14 protein-coding genes are annotated in these 13,430 nt (G+C 73.1%); 3 read left to right on the forward strand and 11 right to left on the reverse strand.

All coding sequences use genetic code 11. The features are described from left to right. Position 1 precedes the first annotated feature (1 nt). The 7 genes from AB0F82_RS01905 to AB0F82_RS01935 are packed head-to-tail and all read right to left on the reverse strand — an operon-like array spanning position 2 to position 6,727. A complete protein-coding gene (locus AB0F82_RS01905) occupies positions 2-793 on the reverse strand; it encodes an SDR family NAD(P)-dependent oxidoreductase (protein ID WP_362622709.1) in 792 nt (263 codons plus the stop codon). After that, the gene (locus AB0F82_RS01910; protein WP_362622711.1) at positions 786-2,102 is read right to left on the reverse strand and encodes an activator-dependent family glycosyltransferase; all 1,317 of its coding nucleotides are present in this window, start codon (positions 2,100-2,102) and stop codon (positions 786-788) included. Before AB0F82_RS01910 ends, AB0F82_RS01905 begins: the two co-directional genes overlap by 8 nt. After that, positions 2,102-3,055 carry an aromatase/cyclase gene (locus tag AB0F82_RS01915; RefSeq protein ID WP_362622713.1) on the reverse strand — a complete coding sequence of 318 codons (954 nt, stop codon included), beginning with the start codon at positions 3,053-3,055 and terminating at the stop codon, positions 2,102-2,104. Before AB0F82_RS01915 ends, AB0F82_RS01910 begins: the two co-directional genes overlap by 1 nt. Before the next feature lie 30 nt (positions 3,056-3,085). Further along, positions 3,086-3,871 (reverse strand): SDR family NAD(P)-dependent oxidoreductase, encoded by a 786-nt coding sequence (locus AB0F82_RS01920; protein WP_362622716.1) that lies wholly within the window; start codon positions 3,869-3,871, stop codon positions 3,086-3,088. Positions 3,872-3,879: 8 nt separating this feature from the next. Beyond that, complete coding sequence (locus AB0F82_RS01925; protein WP_362622718.1) at positions 3,880-5,100, reverse strand: ketosynthase chain-length factor; 1,221 nt, start codon at positions 5,098-5,100, stop codon at positions 3,880-3,882. Further along, positions 5,097-6,377 (reverse strand): beta-ketoacyl-[acyl-carrier-protein] synthase family protein, encoded by a 1,281-nt coding sequence (locus AB0F82_RS01930; RefSeq protein WP_356811764.1) that lies wholly within the window; start codon positions 6,375-6,377, stop codon positions 5,097-5,099. Before AB0F82_RS01930 ends, AB0F82_RS01925 begins: the two co-directional genes overlap by 4 nt. Continuing rightward, a complete protein-coding gene (locus AB0F82_RS01935) occupies positions 6,377-6,727 on the reverse strand; it encodes an antibiotic biosynthesis monooxygenase family protein (RefSeq protein WP_362622721.1) in 351 nt (116 codons plus the stop codon). The genes AB0F82_RS01930 and AB0F82_RS01935 overlap by 1 nt, the downstream gene beginning before the upstream one ends. A gap of 249 nt (positions 6,728-6,976) precedes the next feature. Between AB0F82_RS01935 and AB0F82_RS01940 the strand changes: the two genes are divergently transcribed. Both AB0F82_RS01940 and AB0F82_RS01945 read left to right on the forward strand, forming a co-directional pair. Further along, entirely contained in the window at positions 6,977-7,411 is a 435-nt protein-coding gene (locus AB0F82_RS01940; protein ID WP_031147011.1) for an ester cyclase, read from the forward strand. A 27-nt stretch (positions 7,412-7,438) separates the two neighbouring features. Beyond that, positions 7,439-8,059: a mycothiol-dependent nitroreductase Rv2466c family protein gene (locus AB0F82_RS01945; protein ID WP_356811763.1), complete on the forward strand. Its 621-nt coding sequence runs from the start codon at positions 7,439-7,441 to the stop codon at positions 8,057-8,059. Positions 8,060-8,072: 13 nt separating this feature from the next. Here AB0F82_RS01945 and AB0F82_RS01950 read toward each other — a convergent pair whose 3' ends face one another. From AB0F82_RS01950 to AB0F82_RS01965, 4 genes are all read right to left on the reverse strand, one after another. After that, complete coding sequence (locus AB0F82_RS01950; protein WP_362622725.1) at positions 8,073-8,966, reverse strand: alpha/beta fold hydrolase; 894 nt, start codon at positions 8,964-8,966, stop codon at positions 8,073-8,075. Between the two features lie 70 nt (positions 8,967-9,036). Then, positions 9,037-10,143 (reverse strand): methyltransferase, encoded by a 1,107-nt coding sequence (locus AB0F82_RS01955; RefSeq protein ID WP_362622728.1) that lies wholly within the window; start codon positions 10,141-10,143, stop codon positions 9,037-9,039. Further along, positions 10,140-11,345 (reverse strand): acyl-CoA dehydrogenase family protein, encoded by a 1,206-nt coding sequence (locus tag AB0F82_RS01960; protein ID WP_362622731.1) that lies wholly within the window; start codon positions 11,343-11,345, stop codon positions 10,140-10,142. Before AB0F82_RS01960 ends, AB0F82_RS01955 begins: the two co-directional genes overlap by 4 nt. Beyond that, positions 11,342-12,112, reverse strand: a complete 771-nt coding sequence (locus AB0F82_RS01965; RefSeq protein WP_362622734.1) for an NAD-dependent epimerase/dehydratase family protein — start codon at positions 12,110-12,112, stop codon at positions 11,342-11,344. The genes AB0F82_RS01960 and AB0F82_RS01965 overlap by 4 nt, the downstream gene beginning before the upstream one ends. A gap of 160 nt (positions 12,113-12,272) precedes the next feature. Between AB0F82_RS01965 and AB0F82_RS01970 the strand changes: the two genes are divergently transcribed. Beyond that, on the forward strand, positions 12,273-13,391 hold the full coding sequence (locus AB0F82_RS01970; RefSeq protein ID WP_362622737.1) for a nucleotide disphospho-sugar-binding domain-containing protein: 1,119 nt from the start codon (positions 12,273-12,275) through the stop codon (positions 13,389-13,391). The last annotated feature ends 39 nt before the right edge of the window (positions 13,392-13,430 follow it).

A 13,430-nucleotide genomic window follows, 5' to 3' on the forward strand; every position in this document is an offset into this window, starting at 1 on the left:
TTCATGTCAGGGAGAGCCCGCCGTCGACCGGCAGCACGGCGCCGGTCAGGTGGCGGGCCTCGGGCCGGGTGAGGTGCGTGACCCACCAGGCGATCTCCTGGGGGGTGCCGACACGGCCCTGGGGCGTCAGCGCGCCCACGTGGTGGAGCATGCCGTCGTACTGTTCGGGCGACATGCCCGCCCGCTCCGCGAAGCCGGAGTCGACCAGCCCGGGCGCGACGCCGACGGCCCGGATGCCGCGCGGCGCGAGTTCGACCGCCCAGCTGCGGGTGAGGAAGTCCAGGGCGGCCTTGGCGGCGCCGTACACGCTGTTGCCCGGCCAGGCCCTGGATCCGCGTGCACCGGACGAGCCCATGTTGACGACGGTGCCGCCGCCGTCGGCGGCGAGGGCGTCGAGCGCGGCCCGGGTGAGCAGCACGGGCACCGCCAGGTTGGTGCCGAGCTGGGCGGCCACCTGCTCGGGGTCGACGTCGGCGAGGGCGCGGTGGCCCAGGGCCGCGGCGTTGTTCACCAGGACGTCGATCCCGCCCAGTTCGCGCACCGCGGTCTCCACGACCTCCCGGGGCGCATCGGCCCCGGTGAGGTCGACGGCGAGCGTCCTGATCGTGTCGTACCCCTTCGCCGTGCCGGCGAGGTCGGCGGCGGTGCGGCCGACGACGAGGACGGCCGCGCCCTCGTCGGCGAAGGCGTGGGCGATCGCCCTGCCGATGCCGGAGCCGCCTCCGGTGACCACGACCGACCGCGGGGCCGGGGGCGGAGCCGTGACCGGGGGCAGGGGTGCTGCGTCAGACATGGTTCCTCACAAGGTCGTCGCGGTGTTCGGCGGTGAGCGACTCCAGCAGCGGGACGACGTCCCGAGGGGACGGGGTGGCGAGGGCCTCCCGGCGCAGCCGCTCGGCGCCGGCCGTGAAGGACGGCTCGGTCAGGACACGGGTGAGCGCGTCGCGCAGGGCGGCGGCGGTCAGGGTCTGCGCGTCCAGGCGCAGTCCGGCGCCCGACCGCTGCACGAGGTCCGCGCGGATCGCGTTGTCCCACATGGTGCCCGGCACGAGGATCTGCGGGACGCCGTACAGGAACGCCGCGTGCACCGTGCCGGACCCGCCGTGGCTGACGAGCGCCGAGCAGGTCGGCAGCAGCACGTCCATCGGGACGAAGTCGACGGCGCGGACGTTGGGCGGAAGGCTGCCGACCTCGCGCAACTGGCGGGCGTCCAGGGTGGCGACCACCTCCACGTCCAGTCCGGCCACCGCCTCGATCAGCTCGCCGACGGACGCCTGGTCGCCGCCCATCACCTCGCGGTGGGAGACGCCCAGCGTCAGGCACACCCGGGGGCGCCGGGGCGCCTCGCGCAGCCAGTCCGGGACGCTGCCCCTGCCGTTGTAGGCGACGCAGCGCACGGGTACGTAGGGCAGGTCCGCCGGCAGCCGCAGGGAGGTCGGCACGGGGTCGACGGTCCACTGGCCGGTCACCAGGTCCTCGGTGAACTCTCCGCCGTAGCGCTCCATCACCGTGCCCAGCCACTCCCGCAGGGGATCCTCGCGCAGCGCGGCGGGCCGTCGGCGCACCTGCGCCAGATAGCTCTCGCGCATGCGACCGACCAGGTCCAGCCCGAACATCAGCCGGGCGTGGGCCGCCCCGGTGACCCGGGCGGCGACGGCTCCGGCGAAGGTCAGCGGATCCCAGATCACCAGGTCGGGATGCCAGCCGCGGGCGAATCCGACCAGGTCGTCGATCATCTCGGCCGACGAGTAGTTCTGGAAGACGGCCGAGGTCATCGCGGTGAACACGCCGTGCATGTGGTCGTACGTCAGCTTCTCCGGGCGCAGTTCGTCCATCGCCAGCAGCAGCTGGGCGTCCGGGGCGTCCTCGTCGTAGGTCTCGCGGGAGGCGTCCTCGCGTTCCCGCAGCTCCTCCATCAGCCGTTCCTCGCCCAGCTCGCGGCCGACCGGGACGGCGGTCAGTCCGGTGCGGGCGATGACCTCGGCGAGGTCGGGGTGGCTGGCCACGCAGACCTCGTGCCCGGCGGCCCGCAGCGCCCAGGCGAGCGCGACCTGGGCGTGGACGTGGTTGCGCGCGCCGAAGGTGGTGAACAGGACGCGCATCAGCGCTCCCGTGCCGCTCGCTCGGCGTGCTCCTTGGCGAGCAGCATCGTCGCCGTGCTGTTGCGGCCGAGCGCGTCGCGGACGAAGGTGCGCGCGTCCCCGACCGTGGCGCCCTCGCCGAGGACGGGGACGACGGCGTCCCGGCTGAGGACGACGGTGTGCGTCGAGGTGACGGTGCACCCGGAGGTGCTCTTCGCGATCCGCCAGAGGCCGTTGTGGACGGTTATCAGGGCGGGTGTCCTGAGCTGCTTGTAGACGATGGCGGCCGAGGGGAAGCAGACCCGGACCGACTTCGTGGTGTGGACGGCGCCGTTCGGGGTGAGCGTGTCCATCTCCAGCAGTTGGAGGTTCGGGGTGCTCTCCTCCAGCTCGACCCGGTTCACGTGGGGCAGCCGCTCCTGCCACCGCCGGGCGTCGTAGAGGAAGTCGTACACGTCGGCGGGGTCGCCGGCCACCTCCACCACGTCGTCGAACTCGAGCGACAGGTCGTCGGCGCCGGTGCCGGAGGCCTGCTCGGCGGCCCGCCGGAGCGCGTCCAGTTCCGCGTCGCTGTTGCGGTCGATGGCGCGGGTGATCCACTCCACGCCCTCCGGGTCGTCGTCGACGGCCCGGAAGTCGTGGGTCAGGCGGACCAGCGAGACGGTGTCCGACAGCGGTTCGACGGTCCATTCGCCGCCCATGGCGGCGACGGGCGGCTGGGACACCTCCTGGCGGAAGCCCACCCGCAGTCCCCCGGGGTCGAGGACGCGGCGCGAGGTCCACGTCTTGACGGCGTCGTTGGCGGTCGCCCAGATGCGGATGCGCTCATCGCCGGCGGTCCGGTCGAGGACGTCCACGTGCACGGTCGGGGGGAAGACCCGCGGCCACGATTCGACGTCCGCGATCAGGCCGTAGACGGTGCGGGCGGGTGCCTGCACCGTGATCCGGTGCTCGGCTCGGTGGTTGTTCGTCATGGTGCGGGTCTCCTGGTCCTCGGACGGCCGTCAGTAGTTGCCCAGTCCGCCGCAGACGTTGATCGCCTGCGCCGTGACGGGTGCGGCCTGGTCGGTGACGAGGTAGCCGACGAGGCCGGCGACCTCCTCCGGGGTGGTGTACCTGCCGAGCGGGATCTTCGCCTCGAACCGTTCCAGCACGGCCTCTTCCGTGGTGTCCCAGACCGCGGCGTACCCCTGCCTGACCCGCTGGGCCATCGGCGTCTCCACGTAGCCCGGGCAGACCGCGTTGACGGTGATGCCGGTGGGGGCCAGTTCCAGGCCCAGCGCCTTGGTGAAGCCGACGACGCCGTGCTTGGACGCGGAGTACGGGGCGCCCAGCACCACGCCCTGCTTGCCGCCGGTCGAGGCGATGTTGATGACTCGGCCCGTGCCCCGTTCCAGCATGCCGCCGGTGGTGAGCGCCTCGCGGGTCATCCGCAGGACGCTGTTGAGGTTGGTGTCGATGACGTCGAGCCACAGCTCGTCGGTGATCTGCGCGGTGGGGCCTCCCCCGCTGCGGCCGGCGTTGTTCACCAGCACGTCCACGGGCCCGTACCGGTCGACGGCGGCCCGCACGAGGGCGCCGACCTGTTCGGTGGAGCGTACGTCGCACGCCAGGCCCGCGACCTCGTACCCCTTCCCGCGGAGGCGTTCGACGGTGAGTGCGACGTTCTCCTCGTCGCGGGCGCAGATGAACACGCGCTGGCCGAGTTCGCACAGCAGGGTGGTGATGGCGAGCCCGATGCCGCTGGTGGCACCGGTGACCAGGGCGTGGCGGTCGTCTTGGGCGGGCATGTCTCTCCTCATCGTTGTCGGGTCAAGGCCGCGGCCGCGTTGAAGCCGCCGTGTCCCCGGGCCAGCACGAGCGCGGCGGACACCGGTACGTGGCGGGGGGCGCGGACCAGGTCGATGCCGTACTCGGCGACCGGACGGCGCACGTTGGCCGTCGGCGGGATCACCCCGTCCCGGATGGACAGCACGGCCGTCGCCAGGTCCAGTGCCGCCCCGCCGGCGCCGAGCCGTCCGGTCATCGTCTTGGGCGCGGTCACGGGGACCCCCTGCGGGCCGAAGAGCTCGCGGACGGCCTGCGCCTCGGCGCGGTCCAGGTCGGGAACGCCCGCGGCGTCAGCGAACACGACGTCGATGTCGCCCGGTTCCAGTCCCGCCTCGTCGAGGGCGAGTTCGGCGGCCCGCCGCAGGGTGGACGGGCGGCCGCTGCCGGGCGCCGGGTCGAAGGTGGACGCCTGGCCGGCGATCTCCGCGTACCAGGACCGCACGCCCCGGGCGCGTGCCGACTCCGGGGTCTCCAGGACGAACAGCGCGCCGCCCTCGCCCGGTACGTGGCCGGCGGCGTCCTGGTCGAAGGGCAGGTACGCCCGCTCGGGATCGTCGGCGGTGCTCATGCGGCCACCGGCCAACTGGGCGACCCAGCCCCAGGGCGAGGGGGAGCCGTCGACGCCGCCCGCGATCACCATCGGGACGCCGTCGCGCAGTTGGCGGCGGGCCTTGGCCAGGGCGTCCAGGCCGCCGGCCTGTTCGGTGACGACCACGCCGCCCGGGCCGCGCAGGCCGTGCCGGATGGATATCTGGCCGGTGTTGACGGCGTAGAACCAGGCGAAGGACTGGTAGGCGCTGACGTGCTCCGGTCCCTTGCTCCAGAGGTTGTGCAGTTCCCGGTGGCCGAAGGCGAACCCGCCGGCCGAACTGGCCGTGACCACGCCCACGCCGTACTCGGGCATCGCCGCGAGGTCCACCCCGGCGTCCTTGATCGCCCATTCGGCGGCGACCAGGGACAGCCGGGTCATGTGGTCGGTCTGCGGCAGCAGCCGGCTGGGGATGCCGTGTTCGCGCGGATCGAAGCCGGCGATCTCGCCGGCCAGCCGGCTCGGGTAGCGCTCGGCGTCGAAGTGGCTGATCCGGCCGATCGCGGCCCGTCCGGCCAGCGTGCGGCTCCAGTGGGACTCCGCGCCCAGGCCGGTCGGCGCGATCACGCCCATGCCCGTGATCACAGCGGTGGACGTCATGACGCCGCCCTCTCCGGGCTGCGCAGCACCATGGCGCTCTGGAAGCCGCCGAAGCCGCTGCCCACGGTCAGTACGGTGTCCACGGGCTGTCGGCGCGCGGTCAACGGCACGTAGTCCAGGTCGCATTCGGGGTCGGGTTCGTGCAGGTTGGCGGTGGGCGGAATGGTGTCGTGCTCGATGGTGAGGGCGCAGGCCGCGATCTCCAGCGAGCCGATCGCCCCCAGCGAGTGGCCGATCATCGATTTGATGCCGCTGACGGGCACCCGGTAGGCGTCCTCGCCCAGCGCCCTCTTGAAGGCCGCCGTCTCGTGGCGGTCGTTCTGGAGGGTGCCCGAGCCGTGCGCGTTGACGTAGTCGATGTCCCCCGGGGCGACCCCGGCCCGCAGCATCGCCACGCGGATCGCCTCGGCCATCTCCCGTCCGTCCGGGCGCAGTCCGGTCATGTGGAAGGCGTTGGAGCGGGAGGCGAAGCCGCTGATCTCGGCGTACACGTACGCGCCGCGCCGGCGGGCGTGCTCGGCGTCCTCCAGGACGAAGACCGCGGCGCCCTCGCCGAGGACGAAGCCGTTCCTGGTCCGGTCGAAGGGCCGTGAGGCCAGGCCGGGTTCGTCGTTGCGCGGTGTGGTCGCCTTGATCGCGTCGAAGCAGGCCACGGTGATGGGCGAGATCGGGGCGTCGGTGGCGCCGGCCACCATGACGTCCACCGTGCCCTCCCGGATCAGCTCCACCGCGTGCCCGACCGAGTCCAGTCCGGAGGTGCAGCCGGTCGAGATGAGCGACACGGGTCCTTCGGCGCCGACGTCGCGGGCGACCTCGGCCGCGATCGAGTGCGGCACGAAGTAGTCGAAGAGGTGGCGTCCGGCGTAGGAGGCGTCCACGTTCCAGTGGCGGCCGCCGTCGCTGACGACGGAGTACTCGTCCTCCAGGCTCATGGTGCAGCCCACGGCGCTGCCGATGGCGACGCCGGTGCGCGCGGGGTCGAGCCCCGCGGGGTCCAGCCCGCTGTCGGCGACGCCCTCGCGGGCGCTCACCACGGCGAACTGCGCGGCGCGGTCCATCCGCCGGACCTGCTGCGGGGTCAGTCCCTCGCCCACCGGGTCGAAGTCGACCTCGGCGGCGATCTGCGAGCGGTAGGGGCCGGGGTCGAAGAAGGTGATCCTCCTGGTGGCGGTGCGCCCGGCGGCCAGGGCGTCCCAGAAGGGCTTGCGCCCCACGGCTCCCGGGGCGACGACCCCGATGCCGGTGATGACGACGCGGCGGCCCGGGGAGGCGTCCATCACAGGCCCTCCGTCGCCGCCCGCTCCGCCGGCACGTACTGCCGGGGGACGTACAGACCGGGCTCGCTGGTGCTCAGTTCCCGCAGCCGGGCGACGTGCTGGGGGAAGGAGGGGGCGCCCACGGCGGCACGGAAGGCCCGCGCGTCGCGCCAGTGTGCGATGTTGACCCAGCGGGTCGGGTCCTCGGCGTGGCGGTGCAGCGTGTACCGCAGGAATCCGTCCCGGCCGGCCAGGTGCCGTCCGGTCTCGGCGAAGGCCTTCTCGAACTCCTCGGGCGAGGCGTGCACGGTGAATCTGTTGATGAAGGTGACCACCCCGCTCCCGCTGGGCTCAAGGTCGTTCGGTTGCATCTCACGCCTCTTTTCAGGTCCGGCGTCGGGCTCTGACGATGTGGCGTCGTCCAACGTGGGCGTCGGGTCTCGCAGCCCGCTCAACAGCGTCTGGACCGGCGGCGGCCGTGGCCGGTCGGGGGTCGAGCGGCCGTGGAGAGGAAGTGGAGGCGCCGTGGAGGGCCGGCTCGAGCGAACGTCGATCCGCTGCCGATCAGGGTGTTGGGATGCTCGTCGGCAACGAGCACACCGAGAGCCGGAGGCACCCCAGTGAGTCGGAACATCGAAGCCGTGCGGCGGATGATCGCGGCGTACAACACCGGCAGGACCGACGACGTCCACGAGTTCATCCACCCGGAGTATCTGAATCCGGCCACGATCGAGCACGGGCTCGGTGAAGGGCCCGACGCGTTCGCCATGGCGGTAGCCTGGGTGCGGAAGACCTTCTCAGAGGAAGCGCATCTGGAGGAGGTCAGGATCGAGGAGCGGGGCGACTGGGTGCGGGCCTACCTGGTGCTCTACGGCCGTCAGGTCGGCCCCATGGTCGGCATCGCGCCGACCGGCCGCCGCTTCTCCGGGGAACAGATCCACTTGCTGCGCGTCGTCGACGGCAGGATCAGGGACCACCGGGACTGGCCGGAGTACCAGAGCACGTACCGCCAGCTCGGCGAGCCGTGGCCGGAGCCGGACGGCTGGCGCCGCTAGAGAGAGCCGTGTGAGGAGCGCCGATCGATGACCGAACAGCGGACCGTGGACTTCTGGTTCGACCCCGTCTGCCCGTACACGTGGATCACCTCGCGGTGGCTGGTGGAGGTCACCAAGGTGCGGCCGGTGACCGTCCACTGGCGGGTGATGAGCCTGTCGGTGCTCAACGAGCACCGGGACGACAACCCCGAGGGCGAGTGGGAGGACTACATGTGGGCGCCGGTGCGGGTCTGCGCCGCGGTCGAGGAGCGGTTCGGCCAGCAGGCGCTCGGTGACCTCTTCACGGCGATGGGCACCCGCTTCCACCTCCAGGGCGACTGGGGGAACCTGGCGGGGGCCCTGGCCGATGCCGGGCTGCCGGAGGAGATCGCGGAAGTCGCCGGCTCCACGGAGTACGACGGGGCCGTCCGGTCCTCGCACGCGCAGGCCGTCGCGCTGGCCGGCGGCGACATCGGCACCCCGGTGGTGTCGGTCGTCCGGCCGGGCGGCGAACGGGTCGGCTTCTTCGGTCCGGTCGTCTCCCCCGCGCCCACGGGGGAGACGGCCGGCCGGTTGTGGGACGGTCTGCTGCTGATGGCCGGTGTTCCGGGCTTCTACGAGGTCAAGCGCACCCGGACCGAGGAGCCCCGGTTCGAGCTCGCCGACTGAGGCGGACGGCCGGTCATCCGACCCGGCGCACGTGCCTCAGCACGGCCTCGGCGAGCGGCCGGTGCACCGAGCGCGGCAGCGCGTGGCCCATGCCCTCGATCTCGACCAGTTCCGCGCCCGGGATCAGACCGGCGAGGTGGCGTCCGTGGGGCGGGGGCGCGATCGGGTCCTGCATGGCCTGGATCACCAGGGTGGGGACCCGTACGTCGCGCAGCTCGGGCGCGCGCTCCCGGGGCGGCGGCTGCACCGCGTAGTGCACCTGGGGCTCGGTGAGGGCGCCGGAGTGGTCGATGGCCTGCTGTTCCCACCGCCGGAAGTCGGCCTCGTCGAAGGCGGCCTCGTCTCCGGAGAACAGCTTCCACCGGCGCACCCGCCGCTCCAGTTCCGCCTCCGGGCCGTCCACTTCCTCGTTCATGACGGCGAGCGCCTCGAGGAAGCGTTCCTGGGGCAGGGGCAGTCCGTCGGCGGACGGCTCGCCGGCGAAGGCGCGGCGGATGTTGCCGGGGAAGTCCACGTCGAGTGCGCCGCCGAGCATCATCGACATGCTGAGCATCCTCCCCGGATGGTCGAGCGCGACCAGCTGGCACAGGACCGTGCCCATCGACATGCCGACGAAGTGGGCCCGCTCGACGTCCCAGCCGTCGAGCACCGCGACGGCGTCGGCGGCCAGCCGGAGGTAGCTGTACGGGCGCTCGGCCGGGTCCCAGCCGGTGGAGCGGCCCACCCCCCAGTGGTCGTAGCGGATCACGTGCAACCCGTCGGCGACGAGCCGTTCGACGAATTCGGCGGGCCAGCTCATCGCGGTGAGGTTCCCGCCGGTCACCAGCAGCACGGTGGGGTCGGCGGGGTCGCCGAAGTCCTCGCTCCACAGCTGCACGTCCATCGACGTGACGATACGTTCTGCCACTTCGGTATCCCTCTCGGCTCCTGGAACCCCTGGTTCCGTGGATGGGCGGTGCTGGTGGTCGCGTACGGGCTCAGTGCGGGGCCAGCTCCCACAGGCAGGAGTCCAGGGGCACGCTCGGCGAGACCAGCGGCCCGGACCTGGAGACGATGCGCAGACCCGCGGCGTCGGCCAGGGCGGCCCATTCGCGGTCGGTGCGGACTCGGCCTCCGAGGAACACGAGCATGCGCATGTCGAGCACGCTGAAGTACAGGTCGGAGGTCCGCGCGCCGCCGGACGGCGCCTCGGCCCGCTCCAGCAGGACGATCCGGCCTCCGGGCCGCAGGGCGTCGCGGCAGCGCGCCAGGATCCGCAGGGCGTCCGCGTCCGACCAGTTGAGGAGGACGAACGACAGCACGACGGCGTCGGCGGAGACGGGCAGTTCGTCGAAGAAGTCGCCGGCGACGACGTCGATGCGGTCGTCCAGACCGGCCGCGGCGATGCGCTCGCGCGTCCGCTGCGCCGCTCCCGGCAGGTCCAGCAGGGTGCCGCGCGCGCCGGGCGCGGCCCGCACGATCGCGCTGAGCAGGCCGCCCGGTGCGCCGCCCACGTCGAGCACGTGCCGGGCCCGGCTCCAGTCGTACGCGCAGACGGGCGCGGCGAAGGCGGCGTCCTCCCGGGTCGTCATCAGGGTGTCGAAGGACGCTCCGAGTTCCGCGTCCTCCGACAGATCCGTCCAGAACGGTTTGCCGTAGCGGTCCTCGTACTGCGGCCGCCCGGTGCGGACGGCCTCGCGCAGGTCGAGGAAGGTCAGGTCCGCGCGGCCGACGGCCTGGTCCAGGTCGAGCCAGGAGCGCTGCCGTGACGGGTCGTCCTCGGCGAGCAGGTCGCCGAGGCGGGTCGGCGCGTAGCGGCCCGGTGCGGTCTCCTCCAGCACGCCGGCGGCGGCCAGGTGCCGCATGAGCCGCGACAGGGCGTCGGCGTCCGCTCCGGTCGCCCGGGCGAGGGCCTCGGGGCTGGTGACGCCCCGGCGCAGGTGGTCCACCAGGCGCAGGGTGGCCGCGACCCGCAGGGCCATGGGGGTCACCAGGTTCGACATCCGCACGAGGGCGTCGACGGGCCGTTCCTCCACGGGCCCGTCGTCCGCCGGCCTCTGCTCCCGGTCGGCGCCGCCGTCGGTCCCGTTCCTCGTACCGCTCACGACGTGCTGCCCTCCAGGTCGGTGCCGAGCGCGTGCGCGCTCAGGTGGTCGACGGCGTCGGCGTAGGTGAAGGGCTGCATGAACCAGCCGGCGCGGACATCGCGGTAGTGGCGCGACAGGGGGTGGCTCGTGGTGAAGGACGCCCCGCCCATGAGGGTCATGCTGTCCTCGACGATGTCGGCCGCGGTGCGGTTGACGACGAGCTTCGCGTACTGGAAGGGCGCCATCATCAGCCGGCCGCGCTCGTCGGGGTCGACCGTCGTGCGGTGCGCGTGGTGGTCGGCGCTGGTCAGGGCCGCCGCGAGCGCCGTGCGGAGCGTGTACAGCTTCACGTCGAGCTCCGCCACCAGGGTGCGGACGGCGGCCGCCGGCTGTCCGCCGCGCCGGGCGATGCCGGCGACGGCGAAGTCGCGTGCCGCCTGCGCGATCCCGGCGTACACGCCGAGCAGTCCGATGGAGCTGACGGTCTGGCCCGCCATCGCGGCGTCGTTGCGTACGCCGACCGGTCCGCGCAGGAAGACGTCGGCCGCGGGGACGGGGCAGTCCTCGAAGACGACCTCGGTGCTGGCGGAGGCCCGCATGCCCATGCCGTCCCAGGTGTCCGGCGCCTTCAGGCCGGGGGTGTCGGCGGGCAGGAAGGCGGAGGCGATCCGTGCGGGCCCCGAGGCGGGGCGGGTCTGCGCCGCGACGACGAGGTGCGTTGCGAACGGGGCCATGCTGACCAGGATCTTGCGGCCGGTGAGCCGCCAGCCGCCGTCGTCCGCGGGCACCAGCACGGTGGTGACGCCGGCGTCCTTGAGGGCGCCGCTGATCAGGGCCCGTTCGGTGCCCATGAGCCGGAGCAGCCGCTCGGCCAGGGCGCGCCCCGTGCCGGCTGCGTGCTCGCGCTCGTACGACATGGTGATCCCGCGGCTGAACTGCATGTGCAGCGACAGGGCGACGGCGGCGTCGGCCTCGGCGATGCGCTTCACGGCGAGGCACACGTCGTGGACGCTGGTGACGCCCAGTCCGCCGAACTCCCTTGGCACGGTCGCGCCGAGGACGCCGTCGGCGCCCATGCGGCGGACCGCGTCCAGCGGGAAGGCGGCGTTACGGTCGTGCTCCGCGGCGCCGGCCGCGAGGTCCGGCAGGTGCCGGTCGAGTACCTCCAGCAGTGCGTGGCCCTCGGGTGTGCGCGGTTCGGTGAGGTCTCCCGCCGTCATGGCGCTTCCGTCCTTTCCCTCCGGATGACGTCCGCGGGACGCGTCGCCGCCAGATATCGGTCGATGGCGGACCGGTAGTATCCCGGCCCGAATCCCAGCCGTTCGAGCCCGGGCACCAGCCGCCGCAGTTTCCGTACCGAGGGGCAGTGCTCGATGCTGTCGTCGGTGACCTGCCAGTGGGCCGTGACCCCGAGGCGCTGTTCGAGGTGGCGCACGACGTCGGCGACCTCGACGCAGTCCCCGGACGCGACGTTCACGGTCTCGTCGCACACCCCGGTACGGAGCAGGGCGTCCACCACGGTGGTGAAGTCGGCCACGTGGATCATGTCCCGGCGGGCTCCGCGCTGGACGCGCACCCGGCCGGCCAGGACCTGGGTGACGAGCGCCGTCAGGAGGCGGAAGCCGGGTTCGTCCGGGCCCAGTACGTAGCCGAGCCGCAGGACGAGGTGGCGCACCCCGGAGGCCTTGACCAACCGTTCGAGGTCGAGCTTGTGCTGCCCGTAGCGGGTGGAGGCGACCTGCGGGCCGTCCTCGTCGCCGGGGCCTCCCGGGCCGCCGTACATGCTGACGGTGGAGAAGAAGACGAGCATCCGGTCCCTGCGCAGGCAGTGCCGGATCGCGTCTTCGACGAGGGCGGCCTCACGCCGGTGCTCGGCGTCGGGCAGCGGATGCGTGGGCACGCCCGCGGCCAGCACCGTCACTCCGGGATGCCCGGCCGAGAGCGGTGCGAGATGTCGTGCGAGGAACCCGTTCCCGATGATCTCCATCTGACAAGGCAGCCCTTCGGCTCGCTGGGGGCACCGACCCTGGCAGCCGGGTGTCGAAAGACGCTCGAAGGGCGTGTTCAACAAGGCTCCGTGAGCCTTCAAGGACGCGGGGGGAGCGTGACACCAGCACCCCACCCCTTTCATGAGGCGAGGAGTCCCCATGCGCGTACTGTTCGTCAACTCCCCAGGGCTGGGGCACATCTTCCCGTCGGTGCCCCTGGCGCACGCGCTGACCGCGGCAGGTCACGACGTGCTGTTCGCCCAGGGCGGTGACGTCGGCGCGGTGGCCGCGGCGGGCGTCAACGTCGTCGATGTGACCCCCGGGCTCGACTATGCGACGGTGTTCCGGCCCGAGGAGATCGACTTCAGCGTCGACGGCGGGGACGAGTTCGTCGCCGCGCTCTTCGCCAGGGTCTCGGGCGTCACCGTGGACCGGCTGCTGGAGGTCGCCCGCGGCTGGTCGCCGGACCTGATCGTCCACTCGCCGCTCCAGGGCGCAGGACCGCTGGTGGCGGGGGCGCTCGGCGTGCCCGCCGTGTCGGTGGTCACCGGTCCGGCCGACAGCGCGCCGCTCATCGCCGGCCTGATGCGCGATCACATGAAGGAGCACTACGTGCGGCACGACGTCGCACCGGTGCAGGCGCCCGGCTTCCGGCTCAACTCGATACCGCCGAGCCTGCTGGAGCTCCTTCCGGAGCGGGTGCGGGCGGAGGACGACGTCCCGTTCCGGTACGTGCCCTTCAACGGCAACGGCGAGCTGCCCGGCTGGCTCCTGGAGCCGCCGCGACGGCCCAGGATCGCCGTCACGCTCGGGTCCATCGCCGGCCTGTGGGGCGGGCTCGCCGTGCTGGCGCCGCTCGTCGCCTCGGCGGCCGGCACGGACGCGGAGTTCGTCGTCACCCTCGGCGGCGGTGATCCGTCGCTGCTGGGCGAACTGCCGCCGAACGTGAGGACGGTGGACTGGCTCGCCCTGGGTCCGCTGCTGCGGACCTGCCACGGGCTGATCCACCACGGCGGGTCGGGTACGTCGGCGGTCGCGATGGCCATGGGCGTGCCCCAGTGCGTGATGCCGCTCAGCCCGGACCAGAAGGACAACGAGCGCGCGCTCGTCGAGCGGGGCATCGCGATCGGGACGTCGGCGGGAGTCGTCGGCACGGCGGAGTTCCGGGCCCTGCTGGAGGACGAGGGGATGCGGGCGGCCGCGGCCGAGGTGCGCGACGAGGCGGCGGCGATGCCGTCCCCCGCCGCGCTCGTCGGGCGCCTGGAGTCCTTCGTCTGAGGGGCCGCGGGAGCGCGGGCCGCGGGCGCCGCCGGCGCG

It is taken from the genome of Streptomyces virginiae (assembly GCF_040638905.1).
Classification (GTDB): Bacteria; Actinomycetota; Actinomycetes; order Streptomycetales; family Streptomycetaceae; genus Streptomyces; species Streptomyces virginiae_B.

Excerpts from the sequence above, each read along its gene's own strand:
- AB0F82_RS01905 (WP_362622709.1), bottom strand. The coding sequence starts at position 793 with ATGTCTGACGCAGCACCCCTGCCCCCGGTCACGGCTCCGCCCCCGGCC.
- AB0F82_RS01910 (WP_362622711.1), bottom strand. The coding sequence starts at position 2,102 with ATGCGCGTCCTGTTCACCACCTTCGGCGCGCGCAACCACGTCCACGCC.
- AB0F82_RS01915 (WP_362622713.1), bottom strand. The coding sequence starts at position 3,055 with ATGACGAACAACCACCGAGCCGAGCACCGGATCACGGTGCAGGCACCC.
- AB0F82_RS01920 (WP_362622716.1), bottom strand. The coding sequence starts at position 3,871 with ATGCCCGCCCAAGACGACCGCCACGCCCTGGTCACCGGTGCCACCAGC.
- AB0F82_RS01925 (WP_362622718.1), bottom strand. The coding sequence starts at position 5,100 with ATGACGTCCACCGCTGTGATCACGGGCATGGGCGTGATCGCGCCGACC.
- AB0F82_RS01930 (WP_356811764.1), bottom strand. The coding sequence starts at position 6,377 with ATGGACGCCTCCCCGGGCCGCCGCGTCGTCATCACCGGCATCGGGGTC.
- AB0F82_RS01935 (WP_362622721.1), bottom strand. The coding sequence starts at position 6,727 with ATGCAACCGAACGACCTTGAGCCCAGCGGGAGCGGGGTGGTCACCTTC.
- AB0F82_RS01945 (WP_356811763.1), top strand. The coding sequence starts at position 7,439 with ATGACCGAACAGCGGACCGTGGACTTCTGGTTCGACCCCGTCTGCCCG.
- AB0F82_RS01960 (WP_362622731.1), bottom strand. The coding sequence starts at position 11,345 with ATGACGGCGGGAGACCTCACCGAACCGCGCACACCCGAGGGCCACGCA.
- AB0F82_RS01965 (WP_362622734.1), bottom strand. The coding sequence starts at position 12,112 with ATGGAGATCATCGGGAACGGGTTCCTCGCACGACATCTCGCACCGCTC.
- AB0F82_RS01970 (WP_362622737.1), top strand. The coding sequence starts at position 12,273 with ATGCGCGTACTGTTCGTCAACTCCCCAGGGCTGGGGCACATCTTCCCG.